19 protein-coding genes are annotated in these 22,796 nt (G+C 54.6%); 7 read left to right on the top strand and 12 right to left on the bottom strand.

The genetic code is table 11. From position 1 onward, the window contains the following. Positions 1-147 precede the first annotated feature (147 nt). From dnaA to recF, 3 genes are all read left to right on the top strand, one after another. On the top strand, positions 148-1,530 hold the full coding sequence (dnaA, locus tag ACZ46I_RS03870; RefSeq protein ID WP_464281476.1) for a chromosomal replication initiator protein DnaA: 1,383 nt from the start codon (positions 148-150) through the stop codon (positions 1,528-1,530). Between the two features lie 210 nt (positions 1,531-1,740). After that, entirely contained in the window at positions 1,741-2,847 is a 1,107-nt protein-coding gene (gene dnaN / locus ACZ46I_RS03865) for a DNA polymerase III subunit beta (protein WP_013504655.1), read from the top strand. A gap of 6 nt (positions 2,848-2,853) precedes the next feature. Then, positions 2,854-3,885 (top strand): DNA replication/repair protein RecF, encoded by a 1,032-nt coding sequence (gene recF, locus ACZ46I_RS03860; RefSeq protein WP_464281475.1) that lies wholly within the window; start codon positions 2,854-2,856, stop codon positions 3,883-3,885. 8 nt (positions 3,886-3,893) lie between these two features. On the opposite strand, the gene ACZ46I_RS03855 is transcribed toward recF, so the two are convergent. Both ACZ46I_RS03855 and ACZ46I_RS03850 read right to left on the bottom strand, forming a co-directional pair. Continuing rightward, positions 3,894-4,274 (bottom strand): RidA family protein, encoded by a 381-nt coding sequence (locus tag ACZ46I_RS03855; RefSeq protein ID WP_013504657.1) that lies wholly within the window; start codon positions 4,272-4,274, stop codon positions 3,894-3,896. Continuing rightward, complete coding sequence (locus ACZ46I_RS03850) at positions 4,249-5,760, bottom strand: NAD(P)H-hydrate dehydratase (protein ID WP_464281474.1); 1,512 nt, start codon at positions 5,758-5,760, stop codon at positions 4,249-4,251. The genes ACZ46I_RS03855 and ACZ46I_RS03850 overlap by 26 nt, the downstream gene beginning before the upstream one ends. Before the next feature lie 395 nt (positions 5,761-6,155). Here ACZ46I_RS03850 and leuA2 point away from each other — a divergent pair, with 395 nt between their 5' ends. Next, on the top strand, positions 6,156-7,379 hold the full coding sequence (leuA2, locus tag ACZ46I_RS03845; protein WP_464281473.1) for a 2-isopropylmalate synthase LeuA2: 1,224 nt from the start codon (positions 6,156-6,158) through the stop codon (positions 7,377-7,379). Here the strand turns inward: leuA2 and ACZ46I_RS03840 are convergent. The 6 genes from ACZ46I_RS03840 to ACZ46I_RS03815 all read right to left on the bottom strand — a co-directional run bounded on the left by ACZ46I_RS03840 (position 7,354) and on the right by ACZ46I_RS03815 (position 16,243). Then, positions 7,354-9,180 carry an EAL domain-containing protein gene (locus ACZ46I_RS03840; protein WP_464281472.1) on the bottom strand — a complete coding sequence of 609 codons (1,827 nt, stop codon included), beginning with the start codon at positions 9,178-9,180 and terminating at the stop codon, positions 7,354-7,356. The two genes, leuA2 and ACZ46I_RS03840, sit on opposite strands and share 26 nt — an antisense overlap. A gap of 217 nt (positions 9,181-9,397) precedes the next feature. After that, positions 9,398-10,867 carry a multiheme c-type cytochrome gene (locus tag ACZ46I_RS03835; protein ID WP_464281471.1) on the bottom strand — a complete coding sequence of 490 codons (1,470 nt, stop codon included), beginning with the start codon at positions 10,865-10,867 and terminating at the stop codon, positions 9,398-9,400. 380 nt (positions 10,868-11,247) lie between these two features. After that, positions 11,248-12,600, bottom strand: coding sequence for a sigma-54-dependent transcriptional regulator (locus ACZ46I_RS03830; protein WP_464281470.1), 1,353 nt, complete (start codon positions 12,598-12,600; stop codon positions 11,248-11,250). Beyond that, positions 12,578-14,185: a sensor histidine kinase gene (locus ACZ46I_RS03825; RefSeq protein ID WP_464281469.1), complete on the bottom strand. Its 1,608-nt coding sequence runs from the start codon at positions 14,183-14,185 to the stop codon at positions 12,578-12,580. Before ACZ46I_RS03825 ends, ACZ46I_RS03830 begins: the two co-directional genes overlap by 23 nt. 23 nt (positions 14,186-14,208) lie before the next feature. Beyond that, entirely contained in the window at positions 14,209-15,138 is a 930-nt protein-coding gene (locus ACZ46I_RS03820) for a phosphate/phosphite/phosphonate ABC transporter substrate-binding protein (RefSeq protein WP_464281468.1), read from the bottom strand. A 4-nt stretch (positions 15,139-15,142) separates the two neighbouring features. After that, on the bottom strand, positions 15,143-16,243 hold the full coding sequence (locus ACZ46I_RS03815; RefSeq protein ID WP_013504673.1) for a Nif3-like dinuclear metal center hexameric protein: 1,101 nt from the start codon (positions 16,241-16,243) through the stop codon (positions 15,143-15,145). 206 nt (positions 16,244-16,449) lie between these two features. Between ACZ46I_RS03815 and ACZ46I_RS03810 the strand changes: the two genes are divergently transcribed. Both ACZ46I_RS03810 and ACZ46I_RS03805 read left to right on the top strand, forming a co-directional pair. Beyond that, positions 16,450-17,640: an HD-GYP domain-containing protein gene (locus tag ACZ46I_RS03810; RefSeq protein ID WP_226508309.1), complete on the top strand. Its 1,191-nt coding sequence runs from the start codon at positions 16,450-16,452 to the stop codon at positions 17,638-17,640. A 2-nt stretch (positions 17,641-17,642) separates the two neighbouring features. Continuing rightward, positions 17,643-18,548 carry a sensor domain-containing diguanylate cyclase gene (locus tag ACZ46I_RS03805; protein WP_013504675.1) on the top strand — a complete coding sequence of 302 codons (906 nt, stop codon included), beginning with the start codon at positions 17,643-17,645 and terminating at the stop codon, positions 18,546-18,548. 10 nt (positions 18,549-18,558) lie between these two features. On the opposite strand, the gene ACZ46I_RS03800 is transcribed toward ACZ46I_RS03805, so the two are convergent. The 4 genes from ACZ46I_RS03800 to ACZ46I_RS03785 form a co-directional block, all read right to left on the bottom strand. Then, positions 18,559-18,984, bottom strand: a complete 426-nt coding sequence (locus tag ACZ46I_RS03800) for a universal stress protein (protein ID WP_226508311.1) — start codon at positions 18,982-18,984, stop codon at positions 18,559-18,561. Between the two features lie 285 nt (positions 18,985-19,269). Beyond that, positions 19,270-20,568: a TRAP transporter large permease gene (locus ACZ46I_RS03795; protein ID WP_464281467.1), complete on the bottom strand. Its 1,299-nt coding sequence runs from the start codon at positions 20,566-20,568 to the stop codon at positions 19,270-19,272. Between the two features lies 1 nt (position 20,569). Next, entirely contained in the window at positions 20,570-21,082 is a 513-nt protein-coding gene (locus tag ACZ46I_RS03790; RefSeq protein ID WP_464281466.1) for a TRAP transporter small permease, read from the bottom strand. Positions 21,083-21,175: 93 nt separating this feature from the next. Next, positions 21,176-22,213, bottom strand: coding sequence for a TRAP transporter substrate-binding protein (locus ACZ46I_RS03785; RefSeq protein WP_013504679.1), 1,038 nt, complete (start codon positions 22,211-22,213; stop codon positions 21,176-21,178). A gap of 242 nt (positions 22,214-22,455) precedes the next feature. On the opposite strand from ACZ46I_RS03785, the gene ACZ46I_RS03780 reads away from it, so the two are divergent. Beyond that, the gene (locus tag ACZ46I_RS03780; RefSeq protein WP_464281465.1) at positions 22,456-22,773 is read left to right on the top strand and encodes a hypothetical protein; all 318 of its coding nucleotides are present in this window, start codon (positions 22,456-22,458) and stop codon (positions 22,771-22,773) included. The last annotated feature ends 23 nt before the right edge of the window (positions 22,774-22,796 follow it).

The following is a 22,796-nucleotide window of genomic DNA, read 5'->3' as shown; positions in this document are numbered from 1 at the left end:
AGCCCTATTTTCCAGTGATCATCGACTTGTCCGGATGCTTGCCACTGTCAGAAGCCATGATGAAAAGAGCAGCTTCCCGCTTATCGACCACTGCCACAAAACGCCTGAAGTTCACGGGCAACAGAATACACGACAAGGGATTACCGAATGACCACCAATGAATTCTGGGAAAATGTGCTCGGCTTACTTTCAACCCAGATATCGGAACAGAACTTCTATACGTGGATTGAACCCATGCATTTCCACGACAAAAGTGATGATACCGTGACCCTCCACGTTCCTTCACGCTTTATGAAAGATATTGTGGAGGAGCGCTACCTGGAAACCCTGCGCGGTGCCATAGAAAAACTGGAAAAGAAAGCGTACCGCGTGAATATCCTCGTGGAGCAGCAGGTGGACAAAGTTTCTGAAAAGGAACCTGCCCATGAGCCTGCGGCACTGGAAACTTCTGTGACACAAACCGCACCATTGCCCACGCAACAGAAGGAAAAACTTCACAGTGATGTTCGCCATATTCTCAGCCCGCGATACATCTTTGACAGCTTTGTCGTCGGCTCATCCAATCAGTTTGCCCACGCCGCTGCCATGGCCGTAGCCAATGGGCCCGGTATCACCTACAACCCGCTTTTCATCTACGGTGGCGTTGGACTCGGGAAAACCCATCTGATGCAGGCAGTGGGAAACGCCATCTACCAGGATAATCGCAGTGCCAAAATCATGTATGTGCAGAGCGAAGTTTTCACTAACGAGATGATCAATGCCCTGAAAAACGGGAAAATTGAGGAGTTCCGCCAACGATACAGATACGTGGATGTCCTTCTCATCGATGACATCCAGTTCATCGCCGGCAAGGATCGCACCCAGGAAGAGTTTTTCCATACATTCAACACTTTGCATGGTGAGAAAAAACAGATTGTGCTCTCAAGCGACAAGTTTCCCCGGGAAATCCCACACCTGGAAGAACGACTGCGCTCCCGCTTTGAATGGGGACTCATCGCTGACATACAACCACCGGATCTGGAAACCAAAATGGCCATTCTGCGCAAAAAAGCCGAATCCATCGACATGTACCTGCCCAATGAAGTGGCACTGTTTATCGCCAAGGCCATCAAGCATAATATCCGGGAACTTGAAGGCTGCCTGAACCGCATCAGTGCCTACGCTCACCTCACTGGCGTTGAACCCACAGTGGACATTATCAAGAATGTGCTCAAGGACATCCTGAAGGACAGCGACAAGGTCGTGAATTGTGAAGACATCCAGCGTCAGGTCTCCCTGCGCTTCAACCTCAAAACCAACGACCTGAAATCGAAAAACCGCTCCTCTGAGCTCACCCACGCAAGACATATTGCCATGTATTTCTGCCGCAAGCTCACCAATATGTCTTTGCCCCAGATTGGCCGGGAGTTCGGCGGGCGCGATCACTCCACCGTGGTTCACGCCATCAAAACCGTCGAAGCCAAGTCATCCAATGACGATAACTTTAAAGTGGAGCTGGAATCTATTGAAAATCAAATTATCAATCAGTAAAGTGGATAACCTGTGTATAAAGGGAAAAAACTGTGAGTAAGTTTTGTGCCTTGTGATTCTGTGGAAAACTTTCTATACTTTCCAACAGTTTATTGATCTGATAATCCATGTGGTTTAAAAACCTTAGCGAGCTATCCCCATTATCAACCCCCTTATTACTATTACTACTGTAATAAGGATATAATTATAATAATAGTAGACAGGTGGAAAATGCGATTTGAAATAGAAAAGAAAGATCTGGAAAAGACCCTTTTCAAAGCTCATGGAATCTGTAACTCAAAAAACATCACCAATAACATCCTCACCAATATCCAGATCAAAGCAGAAAGCGACTTGATCCGCATCAACAGTACAGACAGGAATATCAGTCTTACCAGTACGATCAGTGCCAATATTCAGGAAACCGGTTCCGTACTCGTCAATGGAAAGAAGTTCTATGAAGCCATCAAAGAACTTCCAAACAATATTGTCATTATTGAACGGGTTGATAACACACTCACCATCGCCTGCCAGAAAACCCAGTTCAAGCTTTTCACTTCTGATCCCACACTCTTTCCTGAACTTGATCTGCAGCTCGGTGAAAGCCCAGTTGTCATTCCCGCACTGAAATTACGAGATATTCTCATCAAAACCTTCTTCTGTTCCACCGAAACCCAGACAAAATTCGGTGTCAACGGAACCCTGCTGAAACTCCAGGGGAACAAGATCACCACCGTTGCCACCGATGGTCACCGACTGGGGCTCAGTGCCATAAGTACCGATCAGCAGTACAGTGACAATGAAGTTGTCATCCCCCGCAACAGCCTCAATGAGATCGTGAAAGTCCTTACCGATGTCGATGAAGATATCAAGGTGCATATTGATGAAAACGCCATCGTATTCGCCACACAGCAGGACACCATCAAAACCAATCTGCTGAAAAAGAAGTTTCCCCCTTACGGCAAGGTTATTCCAGATGAGTGTCCCGTTTCCCTGCAAATATCCACCAAAAAAATCAAGGAAACCCTGAAACGCCTCTCAATTTTCGTGAATGAGAACGTAAAAATAGTGAAGTTTTCTGTTGAAGATAAGATTCTCGTTGCTACTATTCAATCCCAGGAACATGGCAACGCCCGAGAAGTCATTGAAATTGAATATGAAGGAAACAATTTTGAAATTGGCTATAATGTCCGTCTCTTTAATGAAATTATTAATCATATTGAGTCGGAGACCTTTACCCTGGCTTTGAATGAATCACTTTCCGTCAGCGTAATTCGCCCCGGAGATAATAAAAAAGACGAACAGACTCTGTATGTGCTTATGCCCAACCGCCTCTGACCTGTCATGCTGACTGAAACCAGGGTACGAAATTTCAGATGCATCGCAGACGCCGTTTTGTCGTTTACCCCAGGTATTAATGCCCTTTGCGGTGTAAACGGCTCCGGTAAAACCTCTTTTCTTGAGGTTGTTTCCATTTGCGCCAATGGCAAGTCATTCCGCACAAACACTCTGCGTGAATGTGTCCGCAAAGGCAGTGACGGTTTTTCCCTCACCCTGGAAAATGATCGTCACATTCTCCAGACATTTCTGCTCCATAAAAATGTGCGTAGACTCCTGATCGGTGAACACCGACCAGAGCGTCTCTCTCAGTATATTAATATCAACACCGTACTTGTCCTTTCCCCAGAGGATATTGATCTGGTAGCTCACAGCTCAGGAATGCGTCGCAAATTCATTGATCGCGGAGTCTTTGAACAGCATCCCGAGTACCTTTCCACACTCTCATATCTTCACCGTATCCTCAAAAACCGCAATGCCTTGCTGCGACAGAAAGACCATTCTACGCTTCCCTACTGGAACGATCTGCTCTGTCAGTACGCACTTCAGATTCACGAATATCGGAAAAAATATACCCAGCAGCTGCAGCTGAGTGTGAATTCCATTATTTCGCAAATGGATTACCCAAAAGGTATTTCCATCACTTATATAAATTCCGGAGATGATGAATATACGGATACACAGGCATTTCTTCGCGCTCTAGAAAAAAAATACAGCGATGAGAAGCGCTATGGATATACCTTGATAGGTCCTCACAAGGATGAGATTACAGTTACCATAGATGAACTTTCAGCAGGAAAGTACGCATCCTACGGGCAACAGAAGATGGTGGCGATGATCATGAAACTGGCGCAGGCCGAATTGATCCAGCAGCATCAGAAAGAGCCCGTTCTCCTGGTGGATGATCTTGCCGCAGGTCTTGATGCTGCGGCATTGAAACGAGTAGCTGCTATCCTTCAATCCTATCAGCAGGTTATTCTCACCACTATTGAAGGGGAAAACCTGCCCCTAGAGTTCGGGCAGGTGGTACGTCTTTAGGCGATTTACTATTGCTCGAGAGCGAATATTCCCTCGATCTCAACTTTTGCCCCTTTGGGCAGCGCTTTGACAGCCACACATGCCCGAGCTGGTTTTGCTTTTTCAAAATACTCCGCATAAACTGCGTTACAGTTCTGAAAATCAGCCATATCTGTCAGAAATATAGTGATTTTCAACGCATTCTGAAAGCCTGTCCCCGCCGCCTTGCAGATGGCTGCCAGGTTTTCCAGACACTGGCGGGTCTGATCAGCCACATCACCTTCAACCATATCTCCTGCAGGGGTGAGGGGAATCTGTCCGGAACAGTACAGAGTACCGTTATAGGCGATAGCCTGCTCATAGGGGCCAATGGCGGCTGGTGCGTTACTGGTTTTGATAATAGTTTTCATCAGTATACTCCTTGAAAATTTCCGAAAGATGGCTAATGAGTTTCATGGGTCCACCGGAGTGGTTACCATACTGCTGCTGCATTATTTTTCCAGCCAGCGCGTGAATTTTGCAGCCTTCCACCGCCGCTTCAAAGATATCAAAACCCTGGGCCAACAGGGAACCGATTATACCCGCCAGCACATCTCCACTTCCGCCTTTGGCCAGTGCCGGATTGGGAGCGTCCAGCAGGAGCACCTGCCCCTGGGCAGAGGCAATGGTGGTTCTGGTGCCCTTGAGCACAATGCAGCAATCCAGTTCCTCGGCCCATTCCCGCACTGCATCCAGCTTGCGTGGCTCCAGGGATTTGGTGGAAATTCCCGTCAGTCGCTCAAACTCCTTGGGGTGGGGGGTCAGAATGGTTGGACTTTTTCGTTTGCGCAGTATTCCAAGAACCATGTCCCGCTCCGCTTCCTCACAGTAGAGGCCATCAGCGTCCAGGACAATGGGGCACTCCGCACTCAAAAGCAGGTCGCGATAAAAGAGCAGATTACTCAGCTGACGGCCCCCTCCGGGTCCGATGATCATCGCGTCGGCGGGGAACTCAAACAACTCCCGCAGAGCGCCGGAATTCTCCTCGGGCAACTCCAGACACATGATTTCCGGCTCGCTGATCTGTAACGACCGCACTGTCTCCTTCTGGGAAGCAACGGTCACCAGTCCGGCGCCACACTCCAATGCCGCTTTGGCTCCCAGACGGATGGCACCCGCTTTGCCGGTACTGCCCCCCACGCACAGTACATGGCCGCACGATCCCTTGTGGGCAAGGATACTGCGGTGTGGGATCTTTGGTTCCAGAGAGCTCAGCAATCTGGGTGCCTGGCCTGGAAGACCCTGGGGCGATATGCCGATGGGCGCCACTACCAGCTCGCCTGTGAACTCGGCACCCGGGCTGAGAAAGTGCCCGCGTTTCGGGTACTCCATGGTGATCGTGAGATCAGCCTCAAAAGCCACACCCAGGATCTGGCCCGTTGAACTGCAGACCCCCGAGGAGATATCAACGGCAATGCGAAACGGTGCCTCACTGGCTTTGGCGAGGAGTTCAGCGTTCAATCCCTCCAGGGGCCTGCTCAATCCGGTGCCGAAGAGGGCGTCAATGACCAGGACGGGATCTGTTTCCAGGAAGTGTTCCAGAGGGAACATGGAAACTCCCAGGCCTTCAATCAGCCTGAAGTTCATCAGGCTGTCGTTGGTTTGGGGTAAACCACCATGGAAGACGGTTACCGGATATCCCTGAAGGTGCAGATGACGGGCAATGACAAATCCGTCACCCCCGTTATTCCCGCTTCCACACAGAATACTGACAGGAGTAGAGTTATCAAAGCGGGCATTGATTTCGCGCACCACAGCCATACCCGCATTTTCCATCAGCAGTATTCCTGGTATTCCCAGGGTTTCAATGGTGTAGCGATCCATGGCGGCCATCTGTTGGGCGTTCAGTAAATACATAGGCTCCTCCTGAAGCAGGCTGCAGAAAACCCCATCTGCGGTGACGCAGGAGGTACGCTGGCTCCTGTGGGTTTCATGTTCGGGTATTGTGGCTCTGTTTTGCGAGTTTATTCCGTGCCCTATTGTACTGGAAGTGTAACGGGAAATGAACCGGACAGAAACTTTTCTCACACTATTTTCTTGACTTCTGGGCTGGCTCCTTCTATATCCTTTGCCACTATGAAAGACGTAACCCCTCACCATCCATCAGTGTCTCTACTCCTGCTTCTGGGTATATACCGGGAAGCGTAGGACGTTGCCACAACACAACCCGCTTCCCCAAGGGAAGTGGGTTTTTTCTTTTCAGGCACTCCTGAAAGCACATTTCTCCTGGGGCAGCAGCACAGGAGAGCCCCATGGAAACGTTTCCTGCCTCACACACGCCCCATTCCCCCTTTTTTCTGGACGTCACCCTGCGCGATGGCAACCAGGCACTGCCACGTCCCTGGAGCCTCAAACAGAAGCAGCAGGTTTTCCAGCATCTGATCCGCCTTGAGGTACCTGGTGCGGAAGTTGGCTTCGCGTCTGCCAGCGCCGTGGACTTTGAAGCCTGCTGCGCCCTGGCCCAGGAAGCTCCGGCCAGCATGGTTATTTCAAGCCTTTCGCGGGCGCGCACTGCCGAAATTGATGCTTCCTGGGAAGCAGTCAGTCATGCGGCGCAGCCGCGGGTGCACATTGTCTACCCCGTCAGTCCCTCCGTGGTGAACCAGGTGCTGCGCTGCACCCCCCATGAAGCTGCCAGGGCAGTTCGCCAGGCGGTCCGTCACGCCCGTCGTCTGGCGGGAAAACGCGGAAGCGTGCAGTTTTCCGGTGAGCACTTCGGCGACTGCCTGGATGATATCGCCCTGGCGCTTGATATCTTTCAGGTCGCCATTGAAGAGGGCGCCGATGTGATCAATCTGCCCAACACGGTGGAGCGTTTCCGCCCCATGGTCTTCGTGGAAATTGCCCGACAGGTGATGGAGTACTTTCGCGGCAGGGCGGCCTTTGCGGTGCACTGCCACAATGACCTGGGAATGGCGACGGCAACGACCGTGGAGAGTTACTTTGCTGGAGCCACCCAACTGGAAGTTTCCCTGAATGGCCTTGGTGAACGCGCTGGCAATGCCAGCCTCTATGAGGTGGTCTGCGCTCTGGAAAACAGCGGGGTGCATACGGGCATCCAGCGCCAGTACATCTTTGAAACGGCCCGGGAGGTTGCCGAACTCAGTGCCATTGCCGTTGGCCCGAAAACGCCGATTATCGGATCCGATGTTTTCAGCCATCGCAGTGGTATTCATCAGGATGGGGCCATAAAAAGTCGCAGCGGGCGGGGCGTCTATCTTCCCTTTGTCACCGGCGCCGTGGGCAGGGCCGATGGAGAGCAGCTGCGCTTTACCAGCCAGTCGGGAACCGCTGTTCTGCAGGACTGCCTGAACCGGGCAGGTATTCACCTGGATGCTGTCACCCTGCGCGAATACTACCGCTATCTGGAAAAACGCAGCGACGCCGAAGGTGAGATGGACGAGCAGGCTATTCTGCGACACTATCGGCAGTGGTGCGCAGGCAGCCAGATCAGCCCGGCAATACCGGCGCGATAATTTCAGCAGTTGCAGATACGTGCATGGCAATGCGCTCGGGACGGGATTTGGCCTCTTTTTTCAGTCGCGCGAAGACTTCCGCCAGATCCTCCTGTGCCAGAGAACGAGAAGCGGCGGGAAGTTTTATGACAGCAGCACTGGCGCTGAGCAGGTCGAAGGTGCGCAGGTTTCCCTCTCGATCGCGGGCGCTGTACTGGCCCTGCAGCAACTCGTTTTCCTGGTAAAAAGGCTCAATGGAGTCCATGAACTTGCGGATGGTTTTGGTGATTTTGCGCTCCACAAAGGTGTCATCTTTTTCCGCCCTTTCGTGCTCTGGAACCTGAATTCCCAGGAAAAAGTCGTCGCCGCCAATGTGCCCGATAAAGTAGCAGGAGCTGATAAAACGCTTGCGCAGCAGTTCCGAGAAGAGAATGATGGCGCGATCGCCCTGACGGAAGCCGAAGCGGTCGTTGAAGGGTTTGAAGTTGTCAAAGTCAAAGTAGATCAGGTAGTAGATATTTCCGGTGTCCTCGCAGGCCTGGTTGATGAAATTGTTGATGAGGATATTGCCGGGCAGTTTGGTCAGGGGATTCATCTCCCGAGCGTAGGCCATGTTCTTTTCGTTCAGGGTTTTCAGCAGGCTGGAAGCCGACAGGAAACCGCAGTAGGACTGGTCGCGAGTCACAATGATTCCCGGCGATTCCGTGTTGTTGACGAACACGGCCAGAATCTTCTCCACCGGCAGATGAATATCCACAATGGGGCACTCGGTGAGGTACTTGCGCAGGGACTGGTCGAAAAAACGGTTGCTCAGAACCTCTTTGCCATAGGGCGAGTAGATGAATTTCTTGAAGGTGCGTTCGTGGATCAGGCCAAGGGGAAAGTCGTTGCCATCCACGACCGGGAAGAAACTCTCCTCGGGATTGTTCTGGAAGGTGGCGAAGAGCTCTTTCATGCTGGTGTTGATGCGAATGGGCCGTATGGGATAGATCTCCCGCGAAAGTATGGCCATATCCTCGGAGGTGCTGCGCCGGTGCTTCTGGCCAAGGGCCTGGATGTTCTCGTACACCAGGCAGATATCCTCGATGCTGCTGGTGGGGTACTGCACCAGGTATCCCTGGATAAGATCTACCCCCATCTCCTTGCACAGAGAGTATTCCGCTTCGGTCTCCACTCCCTCGGCGATGACCGTGATGCCAAGCAGGTGCGCCAGGCTGATAATATGGGAGCAGTATGACTTCTTTTTCAGATCGCGGTGAATATCGGCAATGAGGAAGCGGTCAATTTTAATGAAATCGGGATCGGCATGGTACATGAGCTCAAAGGACGAATACCCGACTCCGAAATCGTCAATGGCTACCAGGAACCCCCGCTCCTTGCTGTTGCCCACAGCCTGATCCAGGGCCAGGGCAGCATTGGAGTAGTCGTACTTGTGCTTTTCCGTCAGCTCCATACACAGATTTCCCACGGGCAGGCTGTACTCCTGCATCATGTGCTCCATGACATTGGGGGTGTAGTTGTACATCTTGGTCATACGATGGTCGTAGTTATAGAAGAGGCGGATCTTACGGTGAAAAGGGATCTGCAGGTACTTTTCAATGGCCTTGCGACGCAGGGCCACATCCAGGGAAAAAAGCACCCCTTCGCGAAAGGCAGTGTCGAAGAAATCGTCAATGGAGCGGCAGGGACCGAAGGTGCGTTCGCCCCCGACACTGCGGATCAAAGCCTCAACGGCGAAGATGGAGCCAGTGATGGGATTGACAATGGGCTGAAAGGCGTAGTCGATGGAGGCCAGACACTCCTCCCAGAAACCTGCAAGCATGATCTCTCCCCTGCTGATGTAGCGATTGACAGTGGTGTTTCAGCCAGTGCGCAAACCATTGGACAGTAGCTCCGGGGCAGAAGATATTCAGCAAGAGAATGTCAGAAAACGGTAAAGAAATCGAAAAGCAGTCCACCGAAAAAACACACGGGGCAGAGAATGTTCTCTGCCCCGTGGCTTTAAGGAGATAGACAGGAGACGTCTTGGAGAGTCCGTATCAGCGCTTGGTCGGATCAGCTCCCACGAAAGTGGTGCGACCATCTTTTTCCATGGCAGCCTTTTCCCAGGGCCAGATGGACTCCCAGTCAGCGGCCTTCTTGGCGTCGCCACCCTTTTTCAGAGCCCAGTGGTACTGATCGGGGGAGAGACCGAAGGAGCGACCCTCTTCATCCAGGTTGAAGATGTGCTGCTTGTTCGCGACGCGGCCACCTTCGTTGTCCCAGTTACCATAGCCGTAGCGGGGCCAGCCGGTGCGGCCATCAAAGGCGCGCAGCACTTTTTCGGCCTGACCCAGGTGACACTTGGCGCAGGTTTCCACGGGAGACTTGTCAAAGAGCCATGGGCTTTCGGGGTTATTGCCCACATTGTGGACCGTGTGGCAGTCGAAGCAAGCCATCTGGGCATGGGTGCTGTGATCACCCTTAATGGTGGCGCTCAGCATCAGGTCCATATCCTGCTGGTGGTCACGGCGGCCTTTACCGTCAATAGAGGTCTGACGGTTCCCCTTACCCCAGGCGGGGCGGGTGTACTGCATGACATCTTCATAGGAATGCTTGCCCAGTACGAAGCCACGGTTGTCGTTGGAGCCCTTGCCGTACATGGTGTTAGTTTGGGCGCGGGTGTGGCAGCGGTTACAGGTGACCATGCGCTCTGAGGTATCAGTCAGCTTGGCAGGGTTAATGATGTTGTCCTTGGAAGGGCGACGGGCGTGCTCGGCACCGGCACCATGGCAGGCTTCACAGGAGACGCTGGTGTCAACGGCGAAGGTGTCGCGCAGGTGGGGGCGCTTGCCGACTTTGAAGTCGTCAACAGCCTTATACCAAGCTTCGGCGTCAAATCCGGTAACGTGGCAGGCGATACACTGCTCCTGCCATGAACGCCAGGTGCCATAGTTGTTCTTGTTCATAACGCCATCTTTCGGCGTTACTTCAATGAAGAGGAACTTGTAGCCGGCGCGATCCTTGTTGCCGGGATAGTCAACGACTGTGGACTTGTCGAGGGTCCAGGAGATGCCACCATCCTTGGTGTGGGCCAGCCACGCCTTGTCAGGTGAGCCATCGTAGTATACCGCATAGCGCTGCTTGCGCTGGCTGCCGATAATCAGCTCCACCTCTTCGTATTTTACCTTGGTGGTGGAGACGTAGTTAGTGTTGGCATCTTTGCGGTCCAGGATCATGTACGTGTCAAGTTTGTCCCAGTCGCGCTTGATCCAGGGGTAGATCTTTTCGCTGCCCCAGGGATAGCGATCTTTTGCCTGCTTGTAGTAAATGTCGGGGTAGGCAGGGCCCCACTCGGTCTTCATGGTGTGCCAGCTCTTGGACCAGTCGTTGTGAATGCCGGCATGGCACATTTTACAACCGTCGGCTCCCACGAAGCCTTCGGTCTTCCAGGTCATGTAGTCTTTGGCCGAGGCTGCTGACACGCTGAACAGCACCAGCAGCAAGGCGATAAACCAGTGTTTTCGCATAGAATCTCCTCCTGAAAAATAACGATTTCCCCGACGCACTGTCAGGGCAGAAAATAGGTGGCCATGGACTGGGTCACCGCCAGCAGCAGAACGCATCCGGTGATAATCCCAAACAGCAGTAGCCTGTACATGTGTAGACCTCCTTGCGCTTCTCCTGCTGGTGAGAGAGCAAACGAATTGCCAATTTTTTCACATGTGTAAAGTGTTTGTTTTTCGTTGGTTGTGTTGGTGCATTTTGAAGTGGTGCGTCAGATCTGACCTGATTGTCTCAGGCAAAAAACCTGAAAAAAAGCGAGCTGTTCCTGGTATGGGCGGATGGGGATTGAGGGAAAGAAGATAGCCTGTGCCTGAGCCGGGAACGCTCCTGGGTCAAAAATGACTCAGGAGCGGTAGGTATCCGGGTCAATGGTGTAGCGGCGCAGCAGACGCTGCAGATTGGCGCGATCCAGATTCAGGGTGCGTGCTGCCTGGGTGATATTTCCTCCGGCACGGCTGAGGATGCTGCCCAGGTATTCGTGGTGGAATTCACGTAGAGCCTGCTCTTTGGCATCGTTATAGGGAAGCTGTGCATCCATGGGCAGCCGGGAGGAACCACGGATTTCCGCAGGCAGGTCATCGGGGAGAATATGTTCTGCCTCAATGAAGACACACAGCCTTTCCATCAGGTTTTCCAGCTCACGGATATTGCCCGGCCAGTGATAGGCACACAGGATATCCATGGTGCGGGTTTCAAGGCGCTTGCGCCCCTGCAGAAAATGTTCGGCCAGCACGGGAATATCTTCGCGGCGCTCACGCAGGGGTGGGATGGCGATGGGAAAGACGTTGATGCGGTAGAACAGGTCTTCACGGAAGGCTTCCTGCTCCATCAGGTGGTTGAGGTCACGGCTGGTGGCGGTGATAACTCGCACGTCCACACCCTTCTCCATGTTGTCTCCCAGCCGTCGCACTTTTTTCTCCTGCAGTACCCGCAGCAGCTTGGCCTGGACGGCGGGACTGGTGTCGGCGATTTCGTCCAGGAAGAGGGTACCGCCATCGGCATGCTGAAAAAGCCCCTGGCGCGCCTCTGCAGCGCCGGTGAAGGCCCCTCGGGCGTGGCCGAAGAGTTCACTTTCCAGCAAGGTGTCGGGCAGGGCGCTGCAGTTAACGGCCACAAAGGGCTTGGAGCTGCGTGGCCCACACTGGTGGATAGCCCTGGCCACCAGTTCCTTGCCGGTGCCACTCTCTCCTTGCAGGTTAACGGTGGCGTCACTTTGGGAGACCTTCTGGATCAGGGTAAACAGGCGCTCCATGGCTGCGGACTTTCCCACCATATCGTGGAAGCTGCTGGTCCTGACCAGTTGACTGCGCAGGAGGGTGTTCTCCCGCTCCAGCCTGCGCTTTTCCAGCACGCGTCCGACGGCGTGGAGCACGTCGTCATTCTGGAAGGGCTTGACAATGTAGTCATAGGCTCCGCTGCGCATGGCATTCACGGCATGCTCAATGGAGGCAAACGCGGTCATGATGATGACGTCGGTGGCAGGCTGGAGGTTTTTGACGTGGTGGAGAATATCCTCGCCTGTCAGCTGTGGCATATAGAAATCGGAGAGCACCAGGTCGAACTCCTGGCGGGAGAGAACGTCTACCGCTTCATGGGGGTCACTTTTACAGACAACGTCCATGCCTGCCTTCTGCAGGAGGCGCTTGAGGAGACGGCACATGGCCTGGTCATCGTCAACAATCAGGATCTGTGTCATCTTTATGCTCCTGTTCGTTAGTCTGATAGGCGGGCAGGGTAATGGTGACGGTGGTTCCCTTGCCTGGCGCGCTTTCGAGGAGAATATCGCCGCCATACTCCTTGATAATGCCATAGGATATGGCCAGTCCCAGGCCAGTGCCGCCGGATTTGGTGGTATAGAACGGCTGGAAAATTTTTTGCTGCTGCTCGGCGGGAATGCCGGGTCCGCTGTCGGTAATAGCGATCATGACCGTATCCCTGAGGGTGAAGGTGCGAATGTGCATCCTGCCCCTGCCCTCCATGGCCTGGATGGCATTCAGGACAATATTGAGGAGTACCTGCTTGAGCTGCATGGGGTCTGCCGATACGTCGGGCAGGTCGGAGGAAAAGTCCCTGTCGATGGTAATGCCTCTGGTGGCCGTCTGGTAGGAGACCAGGGTCATGGTTTCGTCCAGCAGCTCGTTGACGCAGGCGAGGGAGGTACTGTGGGAGGGAACGCGCGCGAACTGCAGCAGGCTCTGGACAATGCGCCGGCAGCGCAGCGCTTCCTGCTCAACGACCTTCAGGTCCTCGTAGAGGGGGTGGGACTCATCCACCTCTTCAAGCATGATACGGCAGAAGCCGGTGATAGCGTTCAGGGGGGTGCTGACCTCATGGGAGACTCCGGCTGCCAGGGTTCCCACTGCCGCCAGGGTTTCAGCTCGCACCATCTGGGCCTGGGTCTCCCTCAGGGCGGCTGTCGCCTGTTCCACCCGGTGCTCCAGATTTTCGTTCAATTCCTGCAGTTCCTGCAGCAGGCTGTCTTTTTCGCGGTGAATCCTGTCCAGACGCTCAGCCATGGTGTTGAAGGCTTCGGCCATGATACCGATTTCATCGCGGGTTTTCACCTCGACCCGCTGGGAGAAGTCGCCCCGGGAAATGGTCTGGATACCTCCGATGAGGTTCTGTACCGGGCGGGTAATTCCGCGAATGACCACCAGAAAGATGCTGGCGCAGAAGAGCAGGGTGAAGGCGATGGAGAGCAGGATGGCGTGGCGTGAGCGTTCGATGATGCGATTACTGTTGCTGTGAACTTCCAGCCACATTTCATGGGCCGCGTGGTGGGCGGTTTCCAGGGCGCTGGTGATAATCTGCCCGTTCTGGGTGGCCATCTGTTCGCGAATCTGCCGCTGCAGTGGGTCGCGGGTAGTGATGAGGACGCTGACATCCCGCTTGTACTCTTCCAGCAGTTCATCGATATCGAAGAAGATATTGTTGACACTGAGCAGCCTTTGCTCAATACGCGGATGGCACTGCATGCAGGTGACGTCGCCGAAGTGGTTCTGGTACTGTGAGGAGAGGATATGGCGGTTGTTTTCAAAGGACTCTATGTAGGTAACCAGGTCGTCGATATTGCGGCTGTACCCGGCTTGATGGCGGTAGAGCTCGGCCTGGGCACTGCGCATGAAATAGAGCATCTCATTGTAGATACTGATGATCACGTTCTGCTCGCTGGCAATACCCTGGTTGACGATGATGGTTTCCAGGTGGCGCAGCACCATGAGCGCTCCCATGATGAAGAGGAGCATGGCCAGGCCCAGGCCGACAAAGAGTTTCTTTTTCACGAACGTCTCTCCATATGGCTCCCCTAATCGGCAAAGCTGAAATGGCTTGAATCGACTCCCAGTTCATACATCATAACGCGCAGCGAGTCGAATTCCTCGTCGCGGGTTGCCACGAACGAGGATGCCTCCAGTTGCTGCAGGGCCGTGATTCCCTGCTGATAGGTATGCATGGAGACCAGGGTTTCCTGCAGGCGCTCCAGCAGGATGTCCGCCAGGTCACTGCGCAGGGAGAGCGTATTGGAGGGGACCGGTTCGGATATGGTTAATATCAGCAGGCCTTCCTGCAGTTCAGGCCAGTCGCTCTGCATGGCCCGAATGACATCATCTTTGGCGGCTCCCAGGTGGGCGTGCCCGTTATACACCGCCAGCACGACGCTGTCGTGGCTTCCCATATAGCGAACCGTGTTGAAATACCAGGACATATCGATTTTTTCACTCTGATAGAGATACCAGCGGGGAAAGAGTGCACCCGCCAGGGTTGCCGGATGCACCAGGGCAATGTCCTTGTCTTTCCAGCTGCGGATATCTTCGGTAATGCCGGTATCGTGGCGGGTGAACACGATGCTGCGGTAGTCTGCTCCATGGGTCAGGTCGACCAGACGGGCAACGGGGAGAACGTATCCTCGTTCGTGCATCAGCACATAGTTGAGGCTGCCAAGAACGGCGGCATCAATAACCTGTTCTTCCAGTTCGCGGGCAATGGCACCATAACTGTCCAGCAGTTTGATGCGAACATTCATGTCGAGGACATCGGAAAGGTATTCGGTGAGGGGCTGGTAGCGGCGACGCTGTTCAAAGACATTTTTCTCCGGCAGGACGCCGATGACCAGGGTTTCTTCACGTATTATCCGCGTACTGGGAGCATTGACCTCAGAGGGGTTTCGCTCACAGGAGCTCAGCAGGCCGCAGATCAGCAGAAGCGCAGACACCGTCAGGATGGGAAAGCGCCCCATGGTTTCACCACACCTGCAGTGGGTTGGCTTCACAGCTGCTTTTTACCACCGTGACCGTGGGAAAGGCGTCGCAGATAATTTTTTCCATCAGATCACTGAAAATGCGCTCAGTTCCGAAGTGCCCACAGTCGATGACTGTCAGGCCATTTTCAATGGCCCATATGGCGTCATGGTATTTGAGGTCTCCGGTGATATAGACATCAGCCCCTGCCTTGCTGGCCTGTTTGACCAGTGATCCGCCAGAACCGGTGACAACAGCCACCTGGCTGATCTGCTCCGCTCCACCATTGGCTACACTCACGTGGGTGAGGCCCAGGGTCTTTTTTAGCTGTTCAACGAGCTCTGGCAGAGTTTTCGGCTGTTCAAAGCTGCCGATACGGCCCAGACCCACTGAGGCGCGTCCGGTCTTCAGGGGGATCAGGTCGATGGGTGGAGTATGGTAGGGATGGGTCATGTAAATGGCGTTGGTGACATTCTCCACGTCATTGACGTGGACGGTGGCTTCCAGGCGGAATTCGCTGCACTCTTCGTTCATCTTGGCGCGGTGGTCGTCAAGATTCTTGTAGGTGGCGCGACCTTCAGAGATAAAGGCGCGATGGGTGAAGGGGCCCAGAACGCCTGCGCCAGCCTTGTACATGGCCTGGGAGATGCTCTCCAGGGCGTCTTCATCCCGGGGCAGGCAGACGATCACCTTATAGAGTTCGTCGACGTTTTCCATCACCAGGGGACTTTGCACCTTGATGTGCAGCAGTTGGCACAGGTAGTCATTAAGCCCTCCCCAGGCGATATCGATATTGGTGTGGGCACAGTAGACCTGGATGCCGCGGCGCAGGGCTTCGGTTGCCAGGGCTGTTTCCGAGGAAGGGCTTGTCAAGAGTTTCTTTACCGGTTTCATCAGTACCGGATGGTGGGTGATGACAAGCCCGGCGCCGCAGCGCGTCGCCTCATCCAGTACAGCGGGAGTCAGTTCCAGAGCCAGGAGGATGGTGCCGACGCGCTGGTTATCATCGCCAATCAGGAGGCCGCAGTTATCCCAGCTTTCGGCCAGCTCAAGGGGTGCGATGGACTCCAGGTGCGAAAACAGGCTTTTCAGCGATAAAGGCATAATTCCTCCTCGTAGTCGTGTATCATCCAGTGAAAAAAACCACTTCCTGCACTTGTCAATTGATGACGGAATTGGTTATAGTCGGCGATTGTGGTTTCGGTATCGTTCAGGTTTTCCCATCGGGATGATATGTTGCAGATATTCAACATGGCAGTCAGTTTTCAGTTTCCACTTCGCAACGCGTTTCTGTAACAGGATAGTACACAATGGATTTTAAAAAAACCATAAAAGTTGACAGCATGAGCTTGGGATATACCACTGCTGAGGAGGTTCGGGATGATGCCGGCAACCTGGTTGTGGAAGAGGGAATCCGCCTCTATTCGCCTGCGGTCAAGCGGTTGAAGGACGCGGGTATTCGCGAAATCGTCGTATACAAAGGCAAGCGTCGCAATCCGCAGTCCCAGGAGCGCCTGAAGGACTGGGAGCCGGGGCAGACCGAACAAACTCCCTATCGCCATGAGATGGGGATTATTCGCGCCTCCTATGATTTTCTGGCGACCCTGCTGCACAATAACTCACAGCAGATCAGCCGGGGCCAGGCAGCCAGCCTCTCCCCGGACCAGATATCCGGCCACCTGCAGGAGCTCATGGAGAGTTACCTGCGCAACTACCGTACCCTGCTGAGCCTCAGCGGAATGGTCAACAAGCAGTTTCCTCCCCAGGTGCAGCATGCCCTGCGGCGTACCCTGATTAGCCTGGTGCTGGCAGCCCATGTGAACAAGGCGCGCCGCGAGCCCACCATTCATATGGCTACGGCAGCTTTGCTGGCGGATATCGGCATGCTGCGCATTCCTCAGGATCTTCTCAGTAAACCCGGCAAACTCAGCGATGATGAACGCCGGCTGCTGGAGACTCATCCCGTCATTGGAGCCAGACTGCTGCAGGAGAAGGGTTTTCCCCAGGAAGTCCTCCTCTATGTGCTGCAGCACCATGAACGATTTGACGGCACCGGATATCCCCGCCAGCTGGGCAGTGACAAGATATCCCTGGGAGGAGCCCTGGTTGGACTGTGCGATGCCTACTGCGCCATGACCTCAAGTCGCAGTTACCGCAGCGCCGAGAATCCGACCCTGGTTCTGGTGAAACTGCTGCAGGGCAAGGGAGTTGTCCACCATCCGGAACTGGTGGACAAGCTGGTACGCTATATCGGTGTCTTTCCCATCGGCAGCATTGTGAAACTTTCCACGGGTGAAGTGGGTGTGGTGAACCAGCACTCTCCCGAAGCTCCCACGGCTCCGCGGGTGGCCATTGCCCTGGATGGCAGCGGGAAAAAGGTTCCTCGCCCTTTTTTACGCGATCTGAAGCTGGAAACGGATATCAAGGTGGCCCGCGCCATTGACCCCGAAAACGTCAACCTTGACGTAGCCCCGCTGCTCTATCTGTCCTCAAAGGCATAGACTTGAAAAAACACCCTGACCAGCACCCGACGTTCTTTCAGAACTTCCCCGACCCGGAATTCCTCTTCCCGGTACTGGATCAGCATGTGTGCCTGTGCCAGCTGGATGCCCATGGAGTGATTGGTAATGTGAGCACGGGATTTGCGCGCCTGTGTGGCTACGATCGCAGTGAACTTCTCGGCAAACCCCTGAGCCTGATTCGTCATCCAAAAATGTCCGGGAAGCACTTTCAGCGCATCTGGGAGATGGCCCTGGCCAATGAGCGCTGGGAGGGGGAGCTGAAGATTCTGACCCGTGATGGCCGCCAGATATGGGTTGACAGTTACCTCTGTCCCCTGCCGGACAGCGATGGCTATATCGCGGTTCTCAAAGATGTTACCGGGCATCGTGAACTTGAGGAGACCATTATCAAACTCTATGAAGTCAAGCAGCTTTCCATGCTTGACCCGCTGACCCAGGTATATAACCGCTACAAACTCAGTGAAACCCTGAAAAAGGAGACCACCCGGGCGCAGCGCTACCGCAGCCACTTGAGCTTTATTTTCCTGGATGTCGATCACTTTAAAGCGATCAATGATGAACATGGGCATAACCGGGGAGATGAGGTGCTGCGACAGATTGCCGAACTCATCAAGAACATGCTGCGCCAGAGTGATACCTTCGGGCGTTGGGGAGGGGAGGAGTTTATCATTGTCCTGCCCCATGCCAGCCTGGATGATGCCAGTATGAAAGCCGAACAGCTGCGCCTGGCAGTAGAGCAGGCGCCACTGAGTATCGGCTCAATTACCTGCAGCTTCGGAGTCACGGAATATCAGCTGGGCGAGCCCCACGATCAGCTGATCCAGCGTGCCGACCGGGCGCTCTATATCGCCAAACAGACCGGGCGCAACCGAGTGGTGGCCCTGTAAGAGTACCGTCTCAGAACAGCATTACCGGGCACTTGACCGCATGCAGTACATAGTTGGCCACTGAGCCGAACAGCACATCACTCACTTCCCCCCGCCCGCGACGGCCCATAATCACCATCTGAAAGCCCTCATCATTGGCAATGCGGCTGATGCGCTCACGGGGCGAACCAAACTCCAGGCGCTTTTCCACCGCAATCCCCGCCCGCTCAAGAATGGCGGCATAGCTTTGCAGCATGTCCTCGCCGGACTGCCGCGCGTTCTCACGGATCATATCCACCTGGAAGTCGGGAATCATGCGATAGGTGAGCTTTTCCATATTGATGACATAGAGCAGGGTCAGTTTCGGGGGAAACTGCTCCTTATGGGCGATGATCATACTGAGAGTGCGGCGGGCCGTATCGGAGTTGTCGACGGGAACCAGAATTTTGACATCCATAACAGTGCTCCTGGGGTGATCTGTTGATAAAGAGTGTTTCACACAAAGAAAGGCAATGCCGCGCTCGCCCGCTACGCTCAATCTCCCCCGTGTGCTTGCTTCTGCCAGTCAGTGCCGACTGAAACGCTGGCCGCCCGCAGGGTCGTCGCCATGAGGGCGGCGACCGCAAACTCAGTCAGGGATGACGGTTGTTTGCGGCCCCAGTTTCAGACAAGCTGATGGCAGAAATCTGCAAGCACTGGGGGCCGCTTTTGCGTCACTTTTGGCGGGTCAAAAGTGACAGACTCACCCTCCGTACCCATACAGCCAGCGCGGCAGGAACAGCACAAAATCGGGCCAGAAGGTCAGCACCAGTAGTACTCCAAGCTGGATGAGCAGGAAGGGGGCCACGGCTTTGGTGACGTAGAGAATATTGCGGTTGGCCACAGTACCGGCGATGTACAGGCTGACTCCCAGCGGCGGTGTGGCGTAGCCAATACCCAGGTTCACGGTCATCAGCAGGCCGAAGTGCATGGGGTCGATGCCGAAGCGCGAAAGCATGGGGTAGAGGATGGGGGTCAGGATGATAGTGGCCGAGATAATATCCATGAACATGCCGATGAGCAGGAGGATAATCCCCACCGCCAGCAGGAAGATCCACTGGGAGTGAATGTTGGAGACCACGGCATTGGTGATCTGCCCCGGAATCTGCTCGAAGGTCAGGTATTCGCCGAATACGGAAGCGCCGGCCACGATGATCAGCAGGGTGGATGACGTGACCGCCGAGGAGACCACCACCTTTTTCACCTGGGTCAGCTTCATGTCGCGGTGGATGACGATTTCCACGAAAAAGGCGTAGAAACAGGCCACCACGGCAGCCTCGTTGGCGGTAAAGAGGCCGGAGTAGATGCCGCCGAAGATGATCACCGGCAGCATCAGCGCCCAGAAGCTGTCCTTCAGGGTTTTGAAGACTTCTGCCGGGCTTGGTTTGGGTGCCAGGTCAATATCGGGCAGGCGGCGGCAGTAGAAGTAGGCATAGAGGGACATGGCTGCCATGATCAGGAGGCCGGGCATAAAGCCGGTCAGGAAGAACGCCTCCAAAGAGACATTGGTCACCATGGCGTAGAGAATCATGGCGATGGAGGGAGGGATGACCACGCCCAGAATGGGTGCGGTGGTCATGACGCCAATGCTGAACTGTTCGGGATAACGGTGCCTGATGAGGGCGGGAATCATAAAGCCGCCGATGGCCACCACCGTGGCCACCGTGGAGCCGGAGATGGCCCCGAAAAAGCCGCAGGCCAGAATACCGGCCATGGCCAGGCCACCGGGCAGGGAGCCCACCAGCACGTTGGCAGTCTTGATGAGTTTTTCCACAATGGAGCCGGTGGTCATGATATTGCCGCACAGGACAAAGAAGAGCACCACGATGAGGGCGAACTTGTCCATGCTGCGGTAGAGGACTTCGATGACGATCATGGGATCTATGCCGATGAAGTAGCCCAGTCCCGTCAGCCCCACGAAAAAGAGCACAATGAACACGGGAACCGTGGCGGCCAGGGCCCCCAGCAGCAGGGCCAGAATGATGAGGTATGAAGTATCCATGCTACGCGCCCTCCTTATCTGAAGTCGGGCTGCGCCAGTCCTGCCAGTCTTCCACGATCTGCATGCAGGTGCGGATGAACATCATGAATCCCACCAGGGGCAGCAGGCCGTAGAAGTACCACTCGGGAATCTGCAGGGTAGAGGTGCGGGCAAAGGGATCATCATATACCAGCATGGTCATGCCCAGGCCGAGCCAGATCATGATACCGGCAAAGACCAGTACTGCCACATGGCTGAGCACGGTAAGGGGCTTGTGGAAAATGGGCAGGAGCTGGGGAACGGCATCAATGCGGATGAGGGCCCGGCGACGGATGGCGGCGCTGGCTCCCATGAAGGTAGTGAAAAAGATAACCTTACGCACCACTTCGTCAGACCAGTACAGGCTGATATCGGTGGTCTTGCGCAGAATGATATTGGTCATGGCGGCGAAGAGAGCCATCATGACGGCCGTGAAGAGGCTCCAGTCTTCCACATGGCCAAGCAGGCGGTCCAGAAAGCGAAATGCTCGTTTCATACTGACATGACTCCAACAAAAAAAGCCGGGAAGCACCTGCTTCCCGGCTTTTGCAGGCTTCTGAAAAACCCGCCGATTATGCCAGTAAATGATTTATTTTTCCAGTGAATCCCGCACGCGCTGCAGATAATCGGCCCCGATCCGTTCACCCCAGGTCTTGTACACCGGCTCAGCCAGCTCAATCAGGCGTTGTCTGTCAGCGGCCGAAAGGGGAATGAACTCCACGCCCTTGGCCTTGGCAGCGGCAATCTGCTCCTCGTGCTGAATCCTGGCCAGCTCGCGGGATTTGGCACTCTCTTCGGCGATGACATCCAGCAGGATTTCGCGCAGATCAGCGGGCAGGCGGTTGAGCCAGCGTTCGTTGATCAGGTGGATAAAGAGGCCCTGGGCGTAGTTGACTTCGGTGAAGTACTTGGCCACATCGAATTTTCCGGTGATATTGCTGACAGTGGGAGTGTGGTCAAGGCCGTCAATGACGCCGGTCTGCAGGGCCTGGGGAACATCGGGCCAGGGCATGACGGTAAAGCGGTTGCCCCAGGCGCGGTAAATATCGATATTGACGGGAGCTTCGGCGATACGGAAGTTCACGCCCCGGGCATCTTCCAGGCTGCGTACCGGCTTGGTGGTGGCCCAGCCGTAGGTGCCGTAGCTGGTGATATCAACGGCGATGACTCCCTGGCGACGGGGGCTCTGGCGAAACTCTTCAAAGAGTTCTTCATCTTGAATGAACTTATCAAGTTTTTCGAAGGTGTCCACCACATAGGGCAGGTTCACGATTCCAAGCTTATCGGCCACATTGGCGGCTGCCACTGACGAAGAAAGCATTCCATGTACCGCGCCCATGCGCAGCTTGCTGATAACATCGCGCTCGCCACCCAACTGAGCCAGGGGACGGAAATCCACATAGAGTCTCCCGTTGGAGCGTTCCCAGACCTTGTCCCGGATGCGGTATCCGACGCCAACACCCTCAATGGCCGGGTGGGATATATTGGAAAGGATGTAGGTGTGCTCAGCTTTACTGGGATCAAAGGAAGGTTGCCAGGCGGCAGTGGGGTCGCTCTGGGCCTGTGCCGGCAGAGCAAGGGCGATACAGAAAACCAGTGCGCAGAATCTTCGCCAGGAAGCTATCATGTCTCTTCTCCTTTTTAAAACAGCGGTTGAAAGAATCTAGCATAGGGTCAGCAAAAAGAAAACGGATGATTCAACCGGTGCTTCGATTTTCTTCTTCAGGAGGAGGTTTGCCCTGACTGGTATTCGAGCGAAGCTGTTTGAAGATGAGCATAATCCCCTTATTTCGATAAAATTACTTGACTTTTAGGGGGAATTGTCAAACTCTTATCACCATGAAAATCTCACGCGTATTCGGCGCTACCATGCTGGTGTTGTTTCTGCTCTCCCAGAGCCTGATGGCGGGGAGTGTGCACAGTGTTGCCATTTCCGATGCCGGGCAGCTCAGCATGGACTCCGGCCACCACGGCCATCATAGTGCTGTCGATACCTCTTCTGACAGTGGCGAATGCGGTGACATGGCCAGCGGATTCTGCGACAGCTGCATCTGCCTGGCACCAGTGGGTCCCGCAGCCAGCCTGAGCTTTCATGTCAACCTGCTGGGCGTCCCTGTCATGGAGTACCACTCCTTCCTGCCCGATCCCCTCAGCGAAATCCTGCCCGAACCACCTCTCGCTTCCTGACAAGAGCCGCTTGCCGACCTGTG

It is taken from the genome of Desulfurispirillum alkaliphilum (genome assembly GCF_055378285.1).
This window is presented reverse-complemented; position numbering and strand designations above follow the sequence as displayed.